The sequence below is a fragment of the Arthrobacter sp. OAP107 genome (genome assembly GCF_040546765.1).
Classification (GTDB): Bacteria; Actinomycetota; Actinomycetes; order Actinomycetales; family Micrococcaceae; genus Arthrobacter.
In genome coordinates, this window is the sequence record NZ_JBEPOK010000001.1 from 4875637 (window position 1) to 4898113 (window position 22477).

Annotated in this window: 17 protein-coding genes, 3 pseudogenes and 2 riboswitches; of the genes and pseudogenes, 11 read left to right on the forward strand and 9 right to left on the reverse strand. The window is 66.8% G+C overall.

The genetic code is table 11. The features are described 5' to 3' along the window. Window positions 1-16 precede the first annotated feature (16 nt). The 4 genes and pseudogenes from ABIE00_RS22375 to cycA form a co-directional block, all read right to left on the reverse strand. A complete protein-coding gene (locus ABIE00_RS22375; RefSeq protein ID WP_354262824.1) occupies window positions 17-1477 on the reverse strand; it encodes a GntP family permease in 1461 nt (486 codons plus the stop codon). Window positions 1478-1694: 217 nt separating this feature from the next. Further along, window positions 1695-2504 carry a methylenetetrahydrofolate reductase gene (locus ABIE00_RS22380; protein WP_354262825.1) on the reverse strand — a complete coding sequence of 270 codons (810 nt, stop codon included), beginning with the start codon at window positions 2502-2504 and terminating at the stop codon, window positions 1695-1697. 14 nt (window positions 2505-2518) lie between these two features. Continuing rightward, window positions 2519-3120 (reverse strand): annotated as a pseudogene (locus ABIE00_RS22385) (formyltetrahydrofolate deformylase); the annotation flags it as partial. Further along, the gene (cycA, locus tag ABIE00_RS22390; protein ID WP_354262826.1) at window positions 3117-4619 is read right to left on the reverse strand and encodes a D-serine/D-alanine/glycine transporter; all 1503 of its coding nucleotides are present in this window, start codon (window positions 4617-4619) and stop codon (window positions 3117-3119) included. The pseudogene ABIE00_RS22385 and the gene cycA, both read right to left, overlap by 4 nt. 148 nt (window positions 4620-4767) lie before the next feature. Then, window positions 4768-4865, reverse strand: a riboswitch (glycine riboswitch). Window positions 4866-5069: 204 nt separating this feature from the next. Then, window positions 5070-5170: riboswitch (glycine riboswitch) on the forward strand. Window positions 5171-5316: 146 nt separating this feature from the next. On the opposite strand from cycA, the gene gcvP reads away from it, so the two are divergent. The 6 genes and pseudogenes from gcvP (at window position 5317) to ABIE00_RS22420 (ending at window position 12956) form a co-directional block, all read left to right on the forward strand. Continuing rightward, a complete protein-coding gene (gcvP, locus tag ABIE00_RS22395) occupies window positions 5317-8199 on the forward strand; it encodes an aminomethyl-transferring glycine dehydrogenase (RefSeq protein WP_354262827.1) in 2883 nt (960 codons plus the stop codon). Between the two features lie 9 nt (window positions 8200-8208). Next, a complete protein-coding gene (gcvT, locus tag ABIE00_RS22400) occupies window positions 8209-9357 on the forward strand; it encodes a glycine cleavage system aminomethyltransferase GcvT (RefSeq protein ID WP_354262828.1) in 1149 nt (382 codons plus the stop codon). Window positions 9358-9381: 24 nt separating this feature from the next. Continuing rightward, complete coding sequence (gene gcvH / locus ABIE00_RS22405) at window positions 9382-9765, forward strand: glycine cleavage system protein GcvH (RefSeq protein ID WP_354262829.1); 384 nt, start codon at window positions 9382-9384, stop codon at window positions 9763-9765. A gap of 85 nt (window positions 9766-9850) precedes the next feature. Further along, window positions 9851-11263, forward strand: a complete 1413-nt coding sequence (locus tag ABIE00_RS22410; protein ID WP_354262830.1) for an L-serine ammonia-lyase — start codon at window positions 9851-9853, stop codon at window positions 11261-11263. A 40-nt stretch (window positions 11264-11303) separates the two neighbouring features. Then, window positions 11304-12324, forward strand: a pseudogene (gene lipA / locus ABIE00_RS22415) (lipoyl synthase). A 60-nt stretch (window positions 12325-12384) separates the two neighbouring features. Continuing rightward, a pseudogene (locus tag ABIE00_RS22420) lies at window positions 12385-12956 on the forward strand (MOSC domain-containing protein). A gap of 34 nt (window positions 12957-12990) precedes the next feature. Here the strand turns inward: ABIE00_RS22420 and ABIE00_RS22425 are convergent. After that, entirely contained in the window at window positions 12991-13338 is a 348-nt protein-coding gene (locus ABIE00_RS22425) for a GNAT family N-acetyltransferase (protein WP_354262831.1), read from the reverse strand. A 27-nt stretch (window positions 13339-13365) separates the two neighbouring features. Further along, a complete protein-coding gene (locus ABIE00_RS22430) occupies window positions 13366-14379 on the reverse strand; it encodes a pirin family protein (protein WP_354262832.1) in 1014 nt (337 codons plus the stop codon). 268 nt (window positions 14380-14647) lie between these two features. Here ABIE00_RS22430 and ABIE00_RS22435 point away from each other — a divergent pair, with 268 nt between their 5' ends. Next, window positions 14648-15292, forward strand: a complete 645-nt coding sequence (locus ABIE00_RS22435; protein WP_354262833.1) for an NADPH-dependent F420 reductase — start codon at window positions 14648-14650, stop codon at window positions 15290-15292. Between the two features lie 26 nt (window positions 15293-15318). Here the strand turns inward: ABIE00_RS22435 and ABIE00_RS22440 are convergent, their stop codons facing one another. Next, window positions 15319-16338, reverse strand: a complete 1020-nt coding sequence (locus ABIE00_RS22440) for an ABC transporter substrate-binding protein (RefSeq protein ID WP_354262834.1) — start codon at window positions 16336-16338, stop codon at window positions 15319-15321. Window positions 16339-16527: 189 nt separating this feature from the next. Between ABIE00_RS22440 and ABIE00_RS22445 the strand changes: the two genes are divergently transcribed. Then, the gene (locus ABIE00_RS22445) at window positions 16528-17142 is read left to right on the forward strand and encodes a DUF6919 domain-containing protein (protein WP_354262835.1); all 615 of its coding nucleotides are present in this window, start codon (window positions 16528-16530) and stop codon (window positions 17140-17142) included. Window positions 17143-17321: 179 nt separating this feature from the next. Beyond that, window positions 17322-18485: an ABC transporter substrate-binding protein gene (locus ABIE00_RS22450; RefSeq protein ID WP_354262836.1), complete on the forward strand. Its 1164-nt coding sequence runs from the start codon at window positions 17322-17324 to the stop codon at window positions 18483-18485. Between the two features lie 121 nt (window positions 18486-18606). On the opposite strand, the gene ABIE00_RS22455 is transcribed toward ABIE00_RS22450, so the two are convergent. Then, window positions 18607-19005, reverse strand: a complete 399-nt coding sequence (locus ABIE00_RS22455) for a hypothetical protein (RefSeq protein ID WP_354262837.1) — start codon at window positions 19003-19005, stop codon at window positions 18607-18609. A gap of 226 nt (window positions 19006-19231) precedes the next feature. Continuing rightward, a complete protein-coding gene (locus ABIE00_RS22460; protein WP_354262838.1) occupies window positions 19232-19948 on the reverse strand; it encodes a GntR family transcriptional regulator in 717 nt (238 codons plus the stop codon). Between the two features lie 126 nt (window positions 19949-20074). On the opposite strand from ABIE00_RS22460, the gene ABIE00_RS22465 reads away from it, so the two are divergent. Both ABIE00_RS22465 and ABIE00_RS22470 read left to right on the forward strand, forming a co-directional pair. Further along, entirely contained in the window at window positions 20075-21490 is a 1416-nt protein-coding gene (locus ABIE00_RS22465) for a sugar porter family MFS transporter (RefSeq protein WP_354262839.1), read from the forward strand. Continuing rightward, a complete protein-coding gene (locus ABIE00_RS22470) occupies window positions 21490-22470 on the forward strand; it encodes an N-acetylglucosamine kinase (RefSeq protein ID WP_354263490.1) in 981 nt (326 codons plus the stop codon). Before ABIE00_RS22465 ends, ABIE00_RS22470 begins: the two co-directional genes overlap by 1 nt. The last annotated feature ends 7 nt before the right edge of the window (window positions 22471-22477 follow it).

Here is a 22477-nt window from a genome sequence, read left to right on the forward strand (position 1 = left end):
GGGTTCTCAGGTTCGATTAGAACAGCAGGCTCATGGGCATGATCAAGAGGATTGCGACGACGGAGGCCACCGAGACGCCGACGGTCACCGATTTCAGCGCGCCCCGCACGCTCTGGCCAAGGAGCGACTGGAGGAGCCAGAAGGTGTTGCTGGTGACGTGGACCATGAACAGTGATCCGGCGCCGGCGGACAGTGCCAGCAGCACGGGGTCCAGGCCGATGACGGGTGCGATGGGGGCCAGCAGGCCTGCTGCGGTGATGGCGGAGAGCGTGACGGAGCCGACCGCGATGTGCAGCACGGCCGCGATGGCCCAGACCACGAGGAGCGGGGCAACGGTGCTTGCGGAGAAGAAGCCGCCGAGGATGTCGCCGAGGCCGGCCGCCTTTACCGTTGCGGCGAGCGAGCCGCCCACGCCGGTGAGGATCAGGATCTGGCCGCTCTCCTTGAATCCGACGGCGATGGCCTCCTCGACGCGCTTCTGCCCAATGCCGGAGCGCGTGACCAGGCAGGTGCCGATCAGCCCGATCAGCAGGGCGATGACGGGTTCGCCCAGGAGTTGCAGCCAGGGCAGGTCGATCTTCAGGATCTGCAGGATGGCCCCTGCCCCGATGAGGAGCAGCGAGGTCAGAAGGGGGGCAAACAGGACGATCAGCGGCAACTGCTTGGGTCCGCGTTCAGCGACGGCGACGGCTCCCCCGGCGTGTGCCGCGCTGGGGCCCGCGGTTCCGTTGGCGCCCGCCCCGCCGGTGGGGTTGCCGGCGGCAACGGGGCGGCCAGCACCGCCGTCGTACTGGTCCTCTTCACCCTCCCGGTCCTCTTCGGCGACGAAGGTGTGGTCCTCATCCTTGGCTTCGTTCCAGAAGCCTCGCCGGAAGAGGAACGTCATGATGGCGATGGCGATGATGATCGTGGGGATGACCAGCAGCAGGCCGAACAGCAGCATTTTGCCGAGCGGCACATTGAGGAGGCCTGCCAGGGCAAGGGATGCGACGCCGGGGACCGTGAAGACGATGCCGCACTCGAGGGCGATGGCCATGGCGGTGGCCATGCGGGCCGTGCCGAGCTTGCCGATTTTGGGTGCCAGTTTGCGGGCGAGCGGGGCGGAGATGACCAGCAGGACATCCAGGAAGATGGACTGCAGCAAGGTTCCGATGGCCAGGCCCATGGTGTACGGGAGGCGCTTGGGGCCGAACGTGTTCAGCAGATGCTCCACGAGGCGCCGGATGGCTCCGCTCTGGTTCAGGATGGAGCCCATGAGGACGCCGAAGGCGATGAGCAGGCCGACGTCCACCATGATGTCGCCGAATCCGGCGGTGATGGTGCTGACGGTTTTTTCGACGCCGAGGCCGACGGCCAGGCCGAGGTATACGGAGCTGAGCACCAGGGCGATGACGGGGTTGACTCTGAAACGGACAATCAGCAGCACGGCGACGAGCACCGCGACGGCTGTGTTAATCAGGACAGCTATGTCTGACATAAGGGGGGATCCGATCGTTGGGCCTTCCGCACTGAAGGCTTGGGAGCAGGGGTCGGTCGTGAGGAACGACACATTCGCTGTTCCCATATTATGGGTTTCAGCCCACGATGCAAGATGTTTTGGCAAATAAAAAAGTGCGAACGTACAGTTGTGGCCCCAATTCCCGGAGGAAAAGGGGCCACAACTGTACGTTCGCGCTCTGGTTACCGGACTTGGTTCAGGAAGCCTTCGCGCCTTCCCCGCCGCTCCAGTCCAGCGCGGGCTGGGTTTCGAGGCTGTTGAACGTATAGAGGTGGATCCCCTCAAGTCCAGGTTCCGGGGCGGACAGCTCGGAAACCAGGGACCGGGACGAGTAGCTGCTGGCGTTCAGGAGCCTGCGGGCGAGGGGCCCCTTGCGGTTCAGGAACTTCAGCGAGGGACCTACGCCGATCTTGGTGGCGAGCGAGATCAGCTTGACCCGCGGGACGGACCCGGCAACCCCCGCCCAGACCGGGAGGTCGACGCCCTCCCGGCGCAGCAGTTCCGCGTACCAGCCGATCCTGGGCGCGGAAAAGCACATCTGCGTCACCACGGTCGAGGCCAGGTGCTGTTTCTCCAGCAGCACGTCAAGCATCTGCAGCTCGTTGCACTTCGGGTGGCCTTCCGGGTATCCGGCGACGCCGATGGCCATGGTCCCGCCGGTCAGGTCGGCTATGTCCTCCATGAGCAGGCCGCTGTTGCCGTAGGGACCTGCAGCCTCCGCAGCGTCGCCGCCGATGGCGAAAACCTCCGTGATCCCGGCTGCATCGCAGTCGCGGAGCAGGCCCGCGAGCTGGGCACGGCTTCCGATGCTTCGGGCGGCCAGATGCGGAATCGCGTTGTAGCCAAGCAGGCCAAGCTGCACCGAGGCTCGCACGGTGGCCTCAACCCCGTGGTGCGGCAGGCAGGTCACTGTCAGCGTTGATCCGGCGGGGACGTGCGCCCGGACTTTGGAAATGATGCCGTCCGTGGGGATGATCTCCAGGCGCACAGGCAATTGGTTCGTCATGAGCAACTCCAGGTCAGGTCAGCGGGAGTGTAGGTGTGGTCTACCTCGATCACCTGCTGCGCAATGATCGGCCCCTCGTCAAGCTCCGAATTCACGTAGTGGGCCGTGGCGCCTACCGTCTTAACTCCGCGCTCATGCGCCTGGTGGTACGGCCTGGCACCCTTGAAGCTGGGCAGGAACGAATGGTGGATGTTGATGGCCTTTCCGGCGAGCCGGGCGGTGGCCGAGTCGCTGAGAACCTGCATGTAACGGGCCAGAACCACCAGTTCGACGGCGGACGCCTCCACCAGTTCCAGGAGCTTGGCCTCCGCTTCCGGTTTGGTCTCCGGAGTCACGGGGATGTGGTGGAACGGGACCCCGTGCCAGGCCGCGAGCCCCTCCAGGTCCGGGTGGTTGGACACGACCGCCGCGATCTCCACCGGCTCATGAAGAAGTGCCCCGCGGTCCGGTCACCGAACTGCTTGAGGTCAACGATGTAGCACTCCTGCCTGAGCAGGAAATCCGCGACCGCCTGGACGATTCCCAGGGAATCCGGGCAATGGAAAGTGAGTACAAACTCACCCTCCACCCCGCGGGTCCGGGCCTCCGCCGTCGGCCTTTCCTCTGTCCTGATCATCCCTTGACGCTTTCCTCCTCCTGGAGACCCCGGACCGCTTGCCCGCGGGCGGCGGTCTCCTCAGCCTTCAGCTCATCCTGGAACGCGGCGTAGCGGGCCAGGTGCGCCGGCCGGCGGCGCAGAACCAGCCAGGCCGCACCGAGCAGGACGAACCAGACGGGCGTGACCAGCAGCGCGGTCAGCGTGTCCGGCTGGGTGGTCAGGGTCCACAGGACGAAGGCGAAGAACGCGAAGGCCACCCACACCATGGGGATGCCGCCGGGCATCTTGAATCTGGAGGCGGTGTGCAGGTGCGGGCGACGGCGCCGGAAGGCGATGTAGCTGGCGAGGATGATCGACCAGACGAACACGAAGCAGACGGCGGAAACGGTGGTGACCATGTCGAACGCCTTGCCCACGTCCTGGCCGGCGTACATGAGCACCACGCCGGAGAGCAGCAGCACGCAGGACAGGAACAGGGCGTTGTTGGGGACCTTGCGGCGGGACAGGCCGCCGAAGGCGGCCGGCGCGTCGCCCTCCTGGGCCAGGCCGTAGACCATGCGCGAGGTGGAGTAGATTCCGGAGTTGGCCGAGGACATCGCCGAGGTCAGCACCACGAGGTTGACCACCGTGGCGGCGGCCCCGAGTCCGGCCAGCGAGAACATCGCGATGAACGGGCTGTGGCCTGCGGCGAACTGGGTCCAGGGCGTGACGGACATCAGGATGATCAGTGCGCCCACGTAGAAGAGCAGCACGCGCACCGGGATGGAGTTGATGGCCTTGGGGAGGTTCTTCTCCGGGTTCTTCGCTTCGGCGGCCGTGGTGCCCACCAGTTCAATGCCCACGAATGCGAACACGGCAATCTGGAAGCCGGCCACGAAGCCCATGAATTCGTTGGGGAAGAAGCCGCCGTGGCTCCACAGGTTGGTGAAGCTGGCCTGTCCGGCGTCGCTCTGGAATCCGGTGAAAATCATGAACATGCCCACCACGATCAGCGCGGCGATGGCGATGATCTTGATGAGGGCAAACCAGAATTCAGTCTCGCCGAACGCCTTGACGGTGGTGAGGTTCAGCAGCAGCAGGATGGCCACCGTGGCCAGGCCCGGGATCCAGAGGGGCAGTCCCGGCCAGAGTTCCTTCGAGTAGCCGGCGATCGCGATGACGTCCGCGATTCCGGTGATCACCCAGCAGAACCAGTAGGTCCATCCGGTGAAGAATCCCGCCCACGGGCCCAGCAGGTCGGCGGCGAAGTCGCTGAACGACTTGTAGTTCAGGTTGCTCAGCAGCAGCTCGCCCATGGCCCGCATGACGAAAAACAGCATGAAGCCGATGATCATGTATACGAAGATCACGGAGGGCCCGGCAGCGGAAATGGTCTTGCCGGAGCCCATGAACAGGCCGGTGCCAATGGCGCCGCCGATGGCGATGAGCTGGATGTGCCGGTTGCTCAGCTGCCGCTCCAGGCGGGGAGCCTCACCGGCTGGCGACCCGCCTGGGGAGGCAGGAGGATGAATCGTCATAAGGAACTCCATCGTTCAAGCGGCCTTGGACGGCCGCACTGATTCGGTTCCTCCCCGCTCTGTATGGGACCTGAGAGATTCCGCGGACAGGGTCGTCCGCTTGCACCGTCGGTGAGACAGGACGTGCCTGCCTGCTTTCCAGAGTTGCCTCGCCGCGGCGGTACGTGGGCCTGAGAGTTTCCTGGGGAGGGTTTGCTCCTACGGCGCCTGCTGAATGTACCGGCAGGGCTCTCCCGCCGCAGATCGTAAGCATTTTCAGTTATGTTGAGAAGAAATTATGCGTTCCGGCGGCGGCCGCCGTTCCGGCCCATGCCGGTAAGCGCAGCCCCGCTGGCCACCGGATCAGTGTGGTCTCGGTCACGAAGAAATGTCAAACGTGGCCCGGATTTGGCATGGACGGAATTGTCCTGTAGCTTGTGAGCCGAATCACCCCACATCTTCATAGCCTTTCGAACCGTGGCGGGAGAGTCCTCCCAGTCATTCACCGGGCAGGCGCCGTAGGAGCAAATCCTCCCCAGGAATCTCTCAGGCCCCCGTACCGCCGCGGCTAGGCAACTCTGGAAAGCAGTTCGGGTAACCGGGCTCACCGACGGTGCAAGCGGAGAACCATCCGCGGAATCTCTCAGGTCCAATACAGAGCGGGGAGGAACCCAATCCATGCCGTGCCATCCGTGGCCGGCCAGACCTGGAGTTCCTCATGACGATTCAATCGCATCCATCAACGTTTGCCGACCGGCATATCGGTGCCCGCCGCCAGGCCGATATCGACATCATGCTCAAGAACATCGGCTATGACACGGTCGATGGCCTCGTTGATACCGCCGTTCCGGCATCCATCCGCCAGGAGAATGCCCTCCGGCTTAGCGCTGCGCTGAGCGAGGTTGAGGTCCTGGCCGAGCTCCGCCGCCTGGCCGCCAAGAACAAGACCGCCGTGCAGATGATCGGTCAGGGCTACTACGACACGGTGACGCCCCCGGTGATCCGCCGCAACGTCCTGGAAGCACCCGCCTGGTACACCGCGTACACCCCGTACCAGCCGGAGATCTCCCAGGGCCGGCTCGAGGCGCTGTTGAACTTCCAGACCATGGTGCAGGACCTGACTGCGCTGCCGGTCGCCAACGCTTCCCTGCTGGATGAGGCCACCGCCGTGGCGGAGGCCGTGCTGCTGATGCGCCGGGCCAACAAGGCGGCAGGAGCCAAGGACGGCAAGACCGTTCTGGACGCCGACTGCCTCCCCCAGACCATTGCCATCGTGCAGGGCCGGGCCGAGGCACTTGGCTTCGAAGTGGAGGTCGCCGACCTGACCCAGGGACTGCCCGACGGCGACATCAACGGCGTCGTCCTCCAGCAGCCGGGCGTTTCAGGCCGGGTATGGGACCAGTCCGGCGTTATCGCCGCCGCCAAGGAGCGCGGCGCGCTGGTCACCGTGGCCGCTGACCTGCTGGCCCTGACCCTGATCACGCCTCCGGGGGAGCAGGGGGCGGACATCGCCGTCGGGACCGCCCAGCGCCTGGGCGTGCCGCTGTTCTTCGGCGGACCGCACGCGGCCTACATGGCGGTGCGCACCGGCATGGAGCGCACGCTCCCGGGCCGCATCGTCGGCGTCTCGAAGGACAATGCCGGCGCCCCCGCCTACCGCCTGGCGCTGCAGACCCGCGAACAGCACATCCGGCGCGAGAAGGCGACATCCAACATCTGCACCGCGCAGGCGCTGCTCGCCATCGTCTCCTCTTTCTACGCCGTCTACCACGGGCCCGACGGCCTGAAGGCAATCGCCGAGACCGTCCACACCAACGCCCGTGTCCTTGCCACCGCCCTCCGGGCGGCAGGCCGCGAACTCGTCAGCGATTCCTTCTTCGACACCCTCACCGTGCGCGTGCCCGGCAAGGCCACCAAGGTCATCACGGCGGCAGAGGCCCGCGGCATCAACCTGCGCCTTATCGACGCGGACACCGTGGGCGTCTCCATTGATGAGACAACGACGGCGGAGGTGCTGTCCGCTGTCGCCGTCGCCTTCGGCGCCGGTCCCGTGGGTGACGCAGCAGGCTTTGAACTCCCCGAAGCCGTACTGCGCACGTCCGCGTACCTGCAGCACCCGGTGTTCAACACGCACCGCTCCGAGACCCAGCTGCTGCGCTACATCCGCAAGCTCTCCGACCACGACCTGGCGCTGGACCGCACCATGATCCCGCTGGGTTCCTGCACCATGAAGCTGAACGCCACGGCCGAGATGGAAGCCATCTCCTGGCCTGAGTTCGCCTCCATCCACCCGTTCGCCCCGGATTCCCAGACGGCCGGCTGGCGCGAGCTGATCGATGGTTTGGAAGCCGACCTCGCCGAGATCACGGGGTACGACCAGGTGTCCATCCAGCCGAATGCCGGCTCCCAGGGCGAGCTCGCCGGCCTGCTGGCGATCCGCGGCTACCACCTGTCCCGCGGCGACGAACAGCGCAACATCTGCCTGATCCCGGCCTCTGCCCACGGCACCAACGCGGCCTCGGCCGTGCTGGCCGGCATGAAGGTGGTAGTAGTGGCCACCGCCGCCGACGGCACGATCGACCACGCCGACCTGTACGCCAAGATCGAGGCCAACAAGGACGCCCTGTCCTGCATCATGATCACCTACCCGTCCACCCACGGGGTGTACGACGCCGACGTCCGCGAGGTCTGCGACGCCATCCATGCGGCCGGCGGCCAGGTCTACATCGACGGGGCCAACCTGAACGCCCTGGTCGGCCTGGCGCAGCCGGGCAAGTTCGGCGGCGACGTCTCACACCTGAACCTGCACAAGACCTTCTGCATCCCGCACGGCGGCGGCGGACCCGGCGTCGGACCCGTTGCAGCCAAGGCGCACCTTGCCCCGTTCATGCCGGGCGACGCCAACAACGCTTCGTCCGGGGGTGGCGTGGCCGGGCATGGCGTTGCGATCAGCGCGTCGCGTTTCGGTTCTGCGGGCGTGCTGCCGATCTCCTGGGCGTACGTGAAGCTCATGGGCGGCCAGGGGCTGACCGACGCCACCAAGTCCGCCCTGCTCGCGGCGAACTACGTCGCGTCGCGGCTGAACGAGTTCTTCCCGGTTCTCTACACCGGCGACAGCGGGCTGGTGGCGCACGAGTGCATCCTGGACCTTCGCGGCCTCACGGCACGGACCGGCGTGACCGCCGAAGACGTGGCCAAGCGCCTGATCGACTTCGGTTTCCATGCCCCCACTCTGGCGTTCCCGGTCGCGGGCACTCTGATGGTGGAGCCCACTGAGTCCGAGGACCTGGCCGAGATTGACCGCTTCATTGACGCGATGATCACCATCCACGCCGAGATCGAGCAGGTCGCCAACGGCGACTTCACCGTGGAGGACAGCCCGCTGCGCAACGCGCCCCACACGGCAGCCGCCCTCGTCAGTTCCAGCTGGAGCCGCTCCTACCCGCGCGAGCAGGCCGCCTTCCCCGTTCCGTCGCTCCGGCAGGACAAGTACTTCCCGCCGGTGGGCCGCATCGACGGCGCCGCAGGCGACCGGAACCTGGTCTGCTCCTGCCCGCCCCTCGAAGCGTTCGAGGACAACACAGCAGCCTTCGAGAACTAAGGAGCAACCATGACCGAGAACTACACCGCCCTTTACGATCAGCACAAGAAAGCCGGCGCCTCGTTCACCGACTTCGGCGGCTGGCAAATGCCGCTCAAGTACACCTCCGAGCTCGCCGAGCACCACGCCGTCCGCAACGCGGCAGGCCTGTTCGACCTCTCCCACATGGGAGAAGTCTGGGTGACCGGCCCGGACGCCGGCGCCTTCCTGGACTACGCCCTGGCCGGCAAGCTGTCCGCCATCTCCGTCGGCAAAGCCAAGTATTCGCTGATCTGCGACGCCGACGGCGGCATCATCGACGACCTGATCTCCTACCGCCGCCCGTCTCCCGGCGCAGGGTCGGAGAAATACCTGGTGGTCCCGAATGCCGGCAACGCACCGACGGTGGCCGCTGCCCTCGCCGAGCGGGCCGCGAACTTCGACGTCTCCGTCGAGGACGCCTCAGCTGAGACCTCGCTGATTGCGGTGCAGGGGCCCAACGCCGAAGCGATCCTGCTCCAGCTCGTCCCGGCCGGACAGCACTCCCTGGTGACCGAACTGAAGTACTACTCCGCCGTCGAGGTGGGTATCGCCTTCAACGGCACTGTCCAGACCCTGCTGCTGGCCCGCACGGGCTACACCGGAGAGGACGGCTTCGAAATCTACGTGCCCAACGAGGATGCTGCCGGGTTGTGGGAGGCGCTGCTGGACGCCGGCGCCGCACACGGGCTCATCCCCGCCGGCCTGGCCTGCCGCGACTCCCTGCGTCTGGAAGCCGGGATGCCGCTCTACGGCAACGAGCTCTCGCGCCGCGTCAACGCCTATGCGGCGGGGCTGGGCCCGGTGGTGTCGCTGGCCAAGGAAAGCGACTTCGTGGGCAAGGAGGCGCTGGCCGCACTCAAGGCCGCCGGCGTCGGTTCCACCATGGGCCAGAAGCTCGTCGGGCTCAAGGGCCTGGGCCGGCGTGCCGCCCGCGGCCACTACCCGGTCCTCAAGGACGGCACGCTGGTCGGCGAGGTCACCTCCGGCCAGCCCTCCCCCACCCTCGGCTACCCGGTGGCGATGGCGTATGTCGACGTCGAGCATTCCGAAATTGGCACGCTCCTGGACGTCGACCTGCGCGGCAAAGCGGAGCCGTTCGAAGTAGTGGCCCTGCCGTTCTACAAGCGCACCAAGTAACCCAGAACCTCAAAGGAAAAGCACATGAGCAAAGTTGTTTCTGAACTGAAGTACTCCGCCGAGCACGAATGGGTCGCTGCCGACGGGGCCGGACCTGTGGGAGTCGGGATTTCCGCCGTGGCGGCCGACGCCCTGGGCGACATCGTGTACGTGGACCTGCCCGAGGTGGGGTCTACCGTCACGGCTGGTGCAACCTGCGGCGAGGTGGAATCCACCAAGTCCGTCTCCGACCTGTACGCGCCGGTCACGGGTGAAGTAACCGAGGTTAATGACGGCGTCGTCGCGGACCCTGCCCTGATCAACAGCGACCCCTACGGCGCGGGCTGGCTGTTCAAGGTGGCCGTCACCGAAGAGGGCCCGCTGATGTCGGCTGAAGAATACGCATCAGCAAACGGCGGCGAACTCTAACTGCCTTCCCCCGGCAGCTCCACGCACAGCACCTCAAACCCTCCCCAGCCCGAACCGACCACAACTATCCAGTTAGGAACCGACCATGGCTGTTGGCGTCTTTGACCTGTTTTCCATTGGGCTTGGCCCGTCGTCCTCGCACACCGTTGGACCCATGCGGGCCGCCGCGCTCTTCGCCGAGGAACTGAAGTCCGCCGGGGTGCTGGAGGGCGTGGCGTCGCTGCGGGTGGATCTGTATGGTTCGCTCGCTGCCACCGGGCACGGGCACGGCACCATGACGGCGATTCTGCTGGGCCTGGAGGGTTACCACCCCGAGCTGATCCAGCCTGACGAAGTCGAGGCTCGGCTGGCCTCGATCGCGGAAACGGGGATCCTGCAGCTGGCCGGCGCCGGTGCTGAAAAGGGCGTGCCCTTGCCGTACGGCGTGGCGGACATGGTGCTGCGTCCGCTGACCGTGCTGCCCCGGCACACCAACGGCATGACCTTCACGGTCTTTGATGCCGCCGGCTCCGAGGTCCGGAAGGCGACGTTCTTCTCCGTGGGCGGCGGGTTCATTGTCCGGGAGGGCGAGGAGGATGCGGCGCAGCAGGAGCTCGAGGAATCGAAGGACGAGCTGCCGATGCCGTTCCGTACCGCGGCGGAGCTGCTGAAGCACTGCCAAAACACCTCGCTCAGCATCAGCGAAGTCATGATGGTCAATGAGGAGGAGAGCCGCAGCGCCGGAGAAATCCGGGAGGGCCTGCTGCACATCTACTCGGTGATGGAAGCGTGTGTGGAGACCAGCCTGAAGCGTGAGGGGCTGCTGCCCGGCGGACTGAAGGTCCGCCGTCGTGCTCCCGACTGGCACGAACGCCTCCTGAAAGAGGACAAGGACCGGGACCCGAAGTACTGGCAGGAATGGGTCAACCTGATCGCCCTGGCGGTGAACGAGGAGAACGCCTCGGGCGGGCGGGTGGTCACCGCCCCGACCAACGGCGCCGCGGGCATCATCCCGGCTGTCCTTTATTACGCGCTGCATTTCGCTCCGGGCATGGATCAGGCCACCCAGGAGGACCGCGACGACGTCGTGGTCAAGTTCCTGCTGACCGCCGGCGCCGTCGGGGTGCTTTACAAGGAACAGGCGTCCATTTCCGGCGCGGAGGTGGGCTGCCAGGGCGAGGTGGGTTCGGCGTCGTCGATGGCGGCGGCCGGGCTGGCCGAGGTCATGGGTGGCACGCCGGCGCAGGTGGAGAACGCCGCCGAGATCGCGATGGAGCACAACCTGGGCCTGACGTGCGATCCGATCGGAGGCCTGGTCCAGGTGCCGTGCATCGAGCGGAACGCGATCGCCGCGGCGAAGGCCATCAACGCGGCCAAGATGGCGCTGTGGGGCGACGGCTCGCACCGGGTCTCGTTGGACGAGGTCATCGTGACCATGCGCGAGACCGGCAAGGACATGAGCTCCAAATATAAGGAAACCGCGATGGGCGGGCTCGCCGTCAACGTCGTGGCCTGCTGATTAGCACTCCTGCTGATTTAGTACCAAGGGAAAGAGAACAATGACACTGGCACCAGAAGGCCGGAAAATGCTGCGGATCGAGCAGCGCAATGCGGCCACCCCGGTGGAACGCAAACCGGACTGGATCAAGGCCAAGGTCCAGATGGGCCCGGAATTCGTCGGCCTGAAGAACCTGGTCAAGAAGGAAGGCCTGCCACACCGTCTGCGAAGAGGCCGGCTGCCCCAACATCTTCGAATGCTGGGAAGACAAGGAAGCCACCTTCCTCATCGGCGGCTCCGAATGCACCCGCCGCTGCGACTTCTGCCAGATCGACACCGGCAAACCCTCCCCCGTGGACCGGTTCGAACCCACCAAGGTCGCCCGCTCCGTCCAGGCCATGCAGCTGCGCTACGCCACCGTCACCGGCGTCGCCCGGGACGACCTCGAAGACGAAGGCGTCTGGCTCTACGCCGAAACGGTCCGCAAGATCCACGAACTCAACCCCGGCACCGGCGTCGAACTCCTCATCCCCGACTTCTCCGGCAAACCCGAACACATCGCCGCGATCTGCGACTCCGCCCCCGAGGTGTTCGCGCACAACGTCGAAACCGTGCCCCGGATCTTCAAGCGCATCCGCCCCGCATTCCGCTACGAACGCTCCCTGGACGTCATCAGCCAGGGCCGGAACCTGGGCATGGTCACCAAGTCCAACCTGATCCTGGGCATGGGCGAAACCCGCGAGGAAATCTCCGAAGCCCTCCGCGACCTCCACCAGGCCGGCTGCGACCTGATCACCATCACCCAGTACCTGCGCCCCTCCGAACGGCACCTGCCCGTGGACCGCTGGGTCAAACCGCAGGAATTCGTGGACCTCCAGCACGAAGCCGAAGAAATCGGGTTCCTCGGCGTCATGTCCGGACCCCTGGTCCGCTCCTCCTACCGCGCCGGCAGGCTCTGGGCCACCGCCATGCGCAAAAAAGGCCGCGACATCCCCGCCGAACTCGCCCACATCGCCGACGGCATCCAAGACTCCGGAACCACCCGCCAGGAAGCCAGCTCCCTGCTCGCAGCACACCATTAACACCAGAGCCGGCCTGAACTCCGGCACGACCGGACCCCAACCGCGGTATAGCGTTATTGCATGACGGCAACCTACCGGTACGACGTGGACGTCCTGCATCTGCTCGTTTCGCCGGCGCATGCCTACTTCGGCCGCGCACGCGACGGTGCCGCTGATGTGCCGACTGTGGATGCGGACCGGGTTGAGATCGTGGCGGGCAAGGGCATTGTCGGGGACAGGTTCTTCGGCAAGGCCGCGCACATGGACGCTGCGGTTACGCTGTTCGCGGTGGAGGCCCTCGAGGCGATGGCCTCGGAACTCGACGCCGGACCGTTCGACCCGCTGCTGACCCGGCGCAACGTGATCCTTCGGGGTGCACACCTGGCGCCCCTGCTGGGCCAGGATTTCGCGCTGGAATCCCAGGGAGACGTGGTGCGGTTCAAAGGCGGGCGGCCGCCCACCCCTGCGCGTGGATGGACCGCATGCTCGCACCGGGCGCCCACGCCGCCATGAGGGGGCGCGGCGGAATGCGCTGCCGGGCACTATCCACCGGCGTTCTGCACCGCGGGCCTGCGGTGCTGGTCAGCCCGGTGCCGCTGGAGCCCGAACAGGCGGGCATTCCAAGCGTGCTCCGGCCGGGCCGGCTGCCGTAGAAGGACGACGGCGGGCCGGCGGACGCTGCTGCCGTTACCGCTGCGCGTTCTCGAGGGCGGCCAGGTGCTCGGGGCGGACCAGGGCGGCGCGTTGCTGGTAGTCCGGGTGCTTGCGCAGCCAGAGCTTGACGTACGGGCAAACGGGCACAACGGCGATCCCGGCGTCCAGGGTATCGTCCAGCGCATCCTGGACCAGGCGCGCAGCCAGGCCCTGCCCGGCGTAGTCCTCGCTGACGGTCGTGTGGTAGAAAATCCGCTCGGGCCCATGTCCCCCGTCATACGGCAGGTAGTGCGCTTTCCCGACGACGGTGTCGCCGTCGCTGAGCTCGTAGCGGTGGCGCTCCGGGACGTGCCGGACGGTCAGGATTGTTGCTTGTTCCAAGGGTCTCCTCCTGGGGCGGATGGTCGATTAGCCGCGGGGCCGAAGCCGGGCGTTGGGCAGTGCTGGGGCAGGCAGTGGCGCCGGATACCCGTCCGGGAACGGCCCGAAGCGGGGGAACGGGGCACCGTCCGGGTAAGTATCCCCCGGAGGAGGGTCCGTTGGCTCGGCGCCGATCTCTGCCTGCCAGGCCGCACGGTAGGCGACCACTTCCTCGTGGCTACGCCCGACGAAGTTCCACCACATGACGATCTGTTCGCTGAGCGGCTCTCCGCCGAGGATCAGCAGCCGGGCCGGCGCCCGCCCGGCCTCCAGGGCAATCCTGGTCCGGCCGGGGCGCAGATAGTGCAGGTGGTCCACGGCCATGGCCGTCCCGTCGATGGAAACGTCACCGGTGTCGAGCAGGATTCCATGTTCAAAGGACGGGTCCAGGTCCAGTTCAAGCCGTCCGCCGGCGTGCAGCACCGCCTCGGCACCCAGCAGCGGCGGCGTGTAGGTGTTGACGGGCGAGGACGACCCTGCCAGCGAGCCGAGGAAAACACGCAACTCGCTGCCCTCTCCCTGTACCGGCTCGGGCGCATAGTGCTGGAAGGTCGGCGCCATGTTCCGGGTTTCCTCGGGCAGGGCGTACCAAAGCTGCGCGCCATGGAGGACGCCGGTATCCGGGGTGGAGAACTCCTGATGGGAAATCCCCCGTCCCGCAACCATGAGGTTGACTTGTCCGGGACGGACGATCGCCTCGTATCCCGCAGAGTCGCGATGGGCCACGTTGCCGGTGAAGAGCCAGCTGACCGTTGCCAGGCCCGTGTGGGGATGGCGCGGGACTTTCATCCCGCCCGACTCCGGGACGAGGTCCGGGCCGTAGTGGTCCAGGAAGCACCAGGCGCCGATGAGGCTGCGCTGCTTCTGGGGCAGGGTCCTGCGCACCGGCATGGCCCGCGGCCCGCCCAGGGGAACGTTCCGGGGGGCCAGGAATTCCACCGCTTCCGCATGGTCCCCCTCGGTGCAGACGATCTCCTCGGGGAAGGTTTCCAGATTGCTCATGCCGGTTCAGATTCATCCAGGAAAAACGGGTCGAACATGGGACTCCTTAGCAGGCCTCGCGCCGGCGGCCCGACGCCGTCGAACAGAACCGACAGTTCATGCATTTGCATACACTTTATCCGGTTTCAGTACCTCGTCAAACCTACAGGGTTGGGCTGTGAAAGAAACCCCACAATTTTGTTGACGCTTCAAACCCTTGGAAGGACACTGGGTGGGAGCTGCGAAGGACCGCAGTGCGTGTCTCGCCCAATAGAGGAAGAAGAACACAATGACTGACATCACCATCATCGGAACCGGCAACATGGCCCGCGGACTCGCGACCCGCGCCATCGCAGGCGGCAAGAGCGTCCAGCTGCTCGCCCACGAGGACAAGGCCAAGGCCGATGCCCTCGCGGCCGAGCTTGGCGGCCAGGTGACCACCGGTGTGGTGGGTGACGACCTCAGCGGGGCCGTCGTGATTCCCGCCGTGTACTACGATCCCGCCAAGGCCGTGGTGGCAAAGTACGGCAGCGGGCTCAACGGCAAGGTGTACGTGGACATCACCAACCCGGTGGACACATCCACTTTCGAAGGGCTCAGCGTCCCCGAGGGCAGCTCCGCGGCCGAAGAGCTCCAAAAATCCACCGGAGCCAAAGTGGTGAAGGCCTTCAACACCACCTTCGCCGGGACACTGGCCTCCGGCGACGTGGCCGGCCAGCAGCTCGACGTCCTCATCGCCGGTGATGACGAGGACGCCGTGCGGGCCGTGGCGGAGTTCGCCTCGGCGGGCGGCCTGCGGCCGATCGTCGTCGGACCCCAGCGCCGGGCCCGCCAGCTCGAACAGGCCGGGTTCCTGCACATACTGCTTTCGGCCAACGACCAGCTGCCGGAGTTCCAGTGGAACTCGGCGTTGAAGGTGGTCCCGGCCAGCTAGCCACAGGCCGGCCAGCCGCTGGGCAGTTAGCTCTTGGGCAGGCCCGCCGGGTTCAGCTCCGACTTGGCGACGGCCTCCGAAGAGAGGCCCCAGCGGTCCAGGATCTTGCCGTAGGTGCCGTCCCCGATCAGGTGGTTCAGGCCGGCCTGGGCGGCTGCGGCGAAGCCGTTGCCCTTCTTGGTGGTGGCGGCGATGCTCGCCTTCAGCGGCCAGCCGCCGTCCACCAGACCCACCAGCTTGGTCTTCTCGTCCGTGGCGGCCTTGTAGGCGGCGGTGGCGTTCGGTCCGAACGTCAGGTCCGCGCGGCCGGACTGCAGCGCCAGGTTTGAGGCGGAGTCGTCGTCGTAGTACTGGAACTCGACCGGCTTCAGGCCCTTGGCCTTGTTCTCCTCATCCCAGCGCAGCAGGATGGACTCCTGGTTGGTGCCCGAGCCGACGATGATGCGCTTGCCGGCGACGTCGGGGGCGGATTCGACCTTGGTGATGTCGCTGCCGCTCTTGGCGTAGAAGCCGAGCTTGTCATCCCGGTAGCTGGCGAAGTCGAACTTGAGCTTGCGCTCCTCCGTCACGGTGACGTTGGAGAGGACCGCTTCATACTTGCCCGACTCGACGCCGAGGGGCCAGTCGGCCCAGGCGGTGGGCACGATCTCTGCTTCCAGCCCCAGCGTCTGGGCCAGTGCGACGGCGATGTCCACCTCGTTGCCCACGGGGGTCTTATTGTCGGTGGCGTAGACCGCCAGCGGCGGTGCAAACGGGCTGACGGCCACCGTCAGCTTGCCGTCCTTCTTGATGGCCTCCGGAACCAGGGCAGCGGCCGCTTTGTCCACGCTGACGGGAAAGCGGTCCTGCTCGGGCGTCAGGTTGAAGCTCTTGGCAGTCGACGTGGCTGTCTTTGTGACGGCCGGCGCATTCGCGGACGCCGCAGCCCCGGGATCAGAGCAGGCGCAGAGCGCCAGGAGAGTGGTGGCTGCCAGAGCCAGTCCCGCCCCCGGCTTGAAGCCCGGCCTGAGTGCGCCCGTGCGGGACTTGAGAGATTGACGGACCATGGTTGCCCCCTGGAAGTAACGAATGAAAAGCAGTGAATGCGAAGGTTGTGGCAGCAACTATCCGGCGGCAAAAAGCGGCGGTCAAAGCGCGGAGAAACCGGAAGATACACGGCGTAACCGCGATTCACACGGCGTCCGAAGTCGTCACCCAGCCTGCCGGACAACCCGGGACCGGGCCTAGCATCGAGTATGAGCGATCAATTCACCACCGAACGTGACAGCTACGGCAGGCTCCTCGCGGACCGTGAAGTGTGGCGGCAGGCAGGCACCCTCGCCGCAGCCGGGGAACTGACCGCGCGGTGGCTTGAGGGCACCAGCGAATACCAGCCCGGAACCCTCGCCCCGCGCTTCGACGACGAGACCCTGCCCATCGCAGGCCAGCTGGCTGAGCTCAACCGCAGCGGGCTGTTCACCAAGGAATCCCAGCCCGGCCTCGGCCCCGACGCCGGCCATGCCCAGCGCGAGTACGTCACCGGCTTCTGCTCGGCGGAGTCGGCGGCCCTTCTGCTGCGGCTGTCGGCCGGGACGGAACTCATTGCCATCGCGCACGCCCCGGGAGAGGTCAGCCAGGCCTCCGTTCCCGTTACACTGCAGGACGGCGAAGTGGTCACCGTTCTGGGGAGCAGCGAAAATCCGGTCGAGTCGGAGCAGATCCAGGACTGGGCCCGCGAAAGCAACGAAACGCTCGCCCTCCTGCTGGCCGACTCCTGGTACGTCGAACTCCTTGACCCGGTCTGGGGCCGGCAACAGCACCTTTTGCCCGCCGTCCTGGAAACCCTGAAGTCCGCCCCGCACGAGCTGTAAGCCCCCGATTCTTACGCTCTGCGACGCCGGGTGAAGCTATACGACCGCACGGATGAACGTTTGCGACGCCGGGTGAACGCCTGCGTCGGCAGCCATTGTGGCGGCCGGATTGGCCTCCGTACGCTCAATCCAACGCTCAGCGCCATCCCCTCCGCTCCATCATCCGAAAAGGAAACATCATGTCTTCGTCACCCGAGAACCCGGGCTCCACCCGGATCGCGGCGGGTCAGCCCGCCCGCCGCAAACGCCCCAGCGGACTCAAGATCGGCATTGCAGCCGGCGTCCTTGCAGTCCTGGGCGCAGGCGTCGCAGTCGCCACCACGGCCGCCAACAACGCCGCCCCGGGGTCGGCCAGCGCGGCCGCCGTCACCAGCCCCGCCACCGAGCTGAAGCTGGGCTACTTCGGGAACATCACCCACGCCACCGCGCTGGTCGGCGTCCAGAAGGGCTTCATCGCCAAGGAGCTCGGCGACACCAAGCTCAGCACCCAGGTGTTCAACGCCGGCCCGGCCGCCATCGAAGCGTTGAACGCCGGCGCGATCGACGCCACGTACATTGGCCCGAACCCCGCCATCAATTCGTTCGTCAAGAGCAAGGGCGAATCCATCAGCATCATCGCCGGGGCAGCTTCCGGCGGTGCCCAGCTGGTGGTAAAGCCCGAGATCAAGACCGCGGCCGACCTCAAGGGCAAAACCCTCGCCTCGCCCCAGCTCGGCGGCACCCAGGACGTGGCGCTCCGCGCCTGGCTGGGCAAGCAGGGCTACAAGACCAACACCGACGGCGGCGGGGACGTCGCCATCAACCCCACCGAAAACGCGCAGACCCTGAAGCTGTTCCAGAACGGCAAGCTCGACGGCGCGTGGTTGCCGGAGCCGTGGGCCTCCCGTCTGGTGCTCCAGGCCGGCGCCAGGGTCCTGGTGGACGAAAAGGACCTGTGGGACGGTTCGCTGACCGGCAAGCCCGGCGAGTTCCCCACCACCATCCTGATCGTGAACAAGAAGTTCGCCGCGGAGCACCCGCAGACCGTGGAAGCCCTGCTCAAGGGCCACGTCGAAGCCGTGAAGTGGCTCAACGACACCCCGGCCGCCGAGAAGGCCAAGGAAGTGAACGCCGCATTGAAGGAAGCTGCCGGCAAGGCCCTCCCGCAGGAAGTCATTGACCGCTCGCTGAAGAACATCGTGTTCACGGTGGACCCGCTGGCCGGAGCGTTCAAGAAGCTGCTCCAGGACGGCGTGGACGCCGGCACCACCAAGCAGGCCGACATCAGCGGCATCTTCGACCTGGCCAAGCTGAACGAAGTCACCGGTGAAAAGACTTCCGCCGCAGGACTGGGCAAGGAATAACCGGAACGACAGACAATCCGGTAACAACACAAAGGATCCGGCGGGAACATTCCCGCCGGATCCTCTGTGTTTCAGGTCTTAGCTCCCAGACAGCGGGAGCTGGTGACAGCGTCGGTCCCCGTTACAAGGCCGACGTAAAGTCCGCCGAGTATTCCGGCACGGCCGAATACTCGGGCACGGCATGCGGGTCCTCCGCGTCCTTCAGGGCGTAGTGAAAGACCATCCCGTCAGGGCTTTCCTGGCTTCCGACATATTCGGCGGCAGCCCATTCTCCGCCGGCCACGGCTCCGGCCCAGGCATGGGCCTCTTCCCAGTGCACGGCCGAGGCCCTCCGGCCCGGCTGCAGGCTCATGGACACCGCAACGCGCACCGAGGGCCGGCCCACGGAGGAACGGGGGCCGGTGAAGCCGACGATGTCCACGGAAACTCCCGGCGTGGCCAGGCACGGCCGGCGGGCCATGGTGGTGGCCGCTGCATCCAGGCCTCCGGAACCGATCTCCTGACTCGCCAGTGCGTGCATCTGGCTCCGGAATGTGTTGAGTTCCGCGCCGCATTGCGTCCGGATTCTGTGAACCAAAGCTGTGATCATGTCCCCCTCGATCCAGGGAGGGCGTTGCGCCGCCCCGTCGCTGATTATGGACTTACACAACCACCGAGTAACTTGCTTCACAACGCCCGGCGAAACCCGCCGTCGTGCAACGCAACAGTGCTTCACTTTCCGCCGTCATGCGTAACAAACGCCCGGTTCAGACGTGCATCCGCGCCACGAAACGGAACCTGTCCCCGCGGAACACCGACTCGGTCCACTCCACGGGGCGTCCGTCCGGGGTGAACCCGAGACGGTGGACCAGCAGCATGGGGGCACCCATTTCGACGTCCAGGAGCTGCACTTCGGCCGGCCCGGCCAGCTTGGTCTCCACGGTGTCCTCCACCTCGGCGATCCGGATTCCGTAGTCCTCGCGCAGGGCCGCGTACAGGGAACCGCGCTCCGCCACGGTCCGGGCAAGATCCGGCAGCGGCCCGGCAAGGAACGCAATCTCGTGCGCCAGCGGCTCGCCGTCCACCAGCCTGATCCGTTCCACCCGGTGGATGTCCGTTCCGGGTTCCACCGCCAGCCGGCGCGCGGTTGCCGGATCGGCCGGCAGCACGCTCACATCCACGATCCTGGCCGCAGCCGTGAGGCCCTGGCTTGCGGCGTCGTCGGAAAAGGACGTGAGCTGGCGGACGTGGGTCACCTTGGGCGGCGCCACGTAGGTCCCCCTCCCCTGCGTCCTGTCCAGGCGGCCCTCGGCCACCAGTTCGCCGATGGCCTGCCGGACCGTGGTGCGGGACGTTCCGTATTGCTCGGCGAGCGCGCGCTCGGTGGGGATCAGCGTTCCGGGCACCGCGTCCTCGATGAGGGTCAGGATCTGCTCCTTGAGTACGTAGTACTTGGGCAGGGCAGCGGCCGCGGAGGTTTCCATGAATCTGATGGTACCTATTGACACGAAAATTGGTCTAGGCCAAAATAAATGAAATTGGTTTACACCAATTCCGGTTTGCACCGGACCCCGGCCCCAATCCCTAATCCCACTTCCAAGGACCCAAAGATGTCGTTCCTGCAAGACCTGCGCCAGACGCCCCGCCTCGGCCTTCTGGTCGGCGGCACCGCCGCCACCATCGGCATAATCTATGGCTACGACCTGTCGAATATCGCCGGCGCCCTGCTGTTCATCACCAAGGAGTTCCAGCTCTCCACCAGCCAACAGGAGCTGGTGACCACTGCCGTCGTCGTGGGTGAAGTCCTGGGCGCCATCCTCGGCGGCTGGCTCGCCAACAAGCTGGGCCGCAAGGCCTGCATGGTGGGCGTGGCCGGAGCGTATGCCGCGTTCGCGGTGCTCAGCGCCCTCGCCGCTGACGTGCCCATGCTGCTCGTGGCCCGGCTGCTCCTGGGCCTGACCATCGGCATTTCCGTGGTGGTGGTGCCCGTCTTCGTGGCGGAGTCAGCGCCGCCCAAGGTGCGCGGCGCCCTGCTCGTGGCGTACCAGGTGGCCACCGTCATCGGCATCATCATCGGCTACCTGGCCGCCTACGTCCTGTCCTCCACCGAGAACTGGCGGCTGATGCTCGGCCTGGCCGCCGTCCCCGCCCTCGCGGTCCTCGCCGTCACCCTCCGCCTCCCCGACACCGCCCGTTGGTACATGATGCGCGGCCGCACCGAGGACGCCCGGCGCACCCTCAGCTCGATCGAGCCGGACGCCGATGTTGACGCCGAACTGGCGGACATGCGCCGCGCCATCGGCGAAGAACGCGGCGGCGGCCTGCGCGAGATGCTCCGCTCGCCGTACCTGAAGGCGACCGTGTTCGTCGTCGGCCTTGGCTTCTTCATCCAGATCACCGGTATCAACGCCGTGGTCTACTACAGCCCCCGGATCTTCGAGGCCATGGGCTTCACCGGCAACGCCGCCATCCTGCTGCTGCCCGCACTGGTCCAGGCCGCCTCCCTGGTGGCCGTGTTCGTCTCGCTGTCCCTGGTGGACCGGGTGGGCCGGCGGCCCATCCTGCTCGGCGGCATCGGCATGATGATCGCGGCCAACGCCATCCTGGTGGGCGTCTTTATGGCCGGGCGCGACTTCGGCGGAATCCTGACCGTGGTCGGCTTCTTTGGGGTCCTGCTGTTCACCGTGGGCTTCACCTTCGGCTTCGGCGCCCTGGTCTGGGTCTACGCCGGCGAATCCTTCCCCGCCCGGCTGCGTTCCCTGGGCGCCAGCGCCATGCTGACCTCGGACCTCGTGGCCAACGTGATCGTCGCGGCCTTCTTCCTGACCATGCTGCAGCAGCTCGGTGGCGCCGGCACGTTCGCGGTGTTCGGCGCGCTGGCCATCGCCGGCTTCATCTTCGTCCACCGCCTCGCCCCCGAAACCAAGGGCCGCAACCTCGAGGAAATCCGCCACTACTGGGAAAACGGCGCCCGCTGGCCGGAATCCACCGGCAGCACCGGCAGCAGCAAGCCGGCGGCCAAGTGATGCGGCGCGTCCCCGGCCTCGGCCGTGTCCTCGGTTTGGATATTGGCGGTTCCAAGACCCACGCCATTCTGGCGGAGGTTGGAACTGACGACGGCGGGACAACAGTTCCCCGGCAGCTCGCCGAGTGCACGGCGGGCAGTGCAAACATCGCCTCCGTCGGGCCGGACGAGGCCGCCGCGGCGCTGGACGACCTCGCCGGGCAGCTCGGCATCGGTGATCCCGCACGTCGCGGCATGGACACCGTGTTTGCCGGTGCCGCGGGCGCGGACACGCCGGCCGCCCGGAAAAAGCTGGCCGGCGTGCTCTCCCGCCGGTTCCCAGGAGCCCGGATCCTCGTGGACCACGACACCCGCATCATCCTCGCGGCTGGCGGCCTCACCGCGGGCACAGTCCTCATCTCCGGCACCGGCTCCGCCGCGTGGGCGAAGGCCCGCGACGGCCGGGAAGCCCGGGCCGGCGGCTGGGGCTACCTGCTCGGCGACGAAGGCAGCGGCTACGCCGTGGCCCGCAGCGCGGTCCGCAACGCCCTGCAGGACTCCGACGACGGCCTGACCGCCGGGCCGTTGACGTCCCAGCTTTTGGCGCGAACCGGAGCCACGGAACCAGGCGATCTGCTGGACCTGTTCTACCGCCGCCCGGAGCGCCGGTACTGGGCCGGACTGGCGGGCATCGTGTTCGGCCTCGCAGCCTCGGACGCTGCGGGCGCCGCCATTGCTGAGGACGCCGCCCGGCATCTCGCCCGCCTGGCCCTGACCGTGAACCGACGGCTGGGCGCCATTCCGGAAAATACCCCGGTGCTGCTGGCCGGCGGCATGCTGGTGAACCAGCCGTCGTTGGCCATCCGGGTGCGCGAGCTGCTGGCAGCCGGCGGCCTCACCGACGTCCGGGTGCTGGACCGCGCCCCCGCCTGGGGCGCCGTGGAGCTGGCCGGTCAGCTCGCCGGCACACCGCGCCGGCCGGCCACCACCATCCCCGCCTAATCCCGGA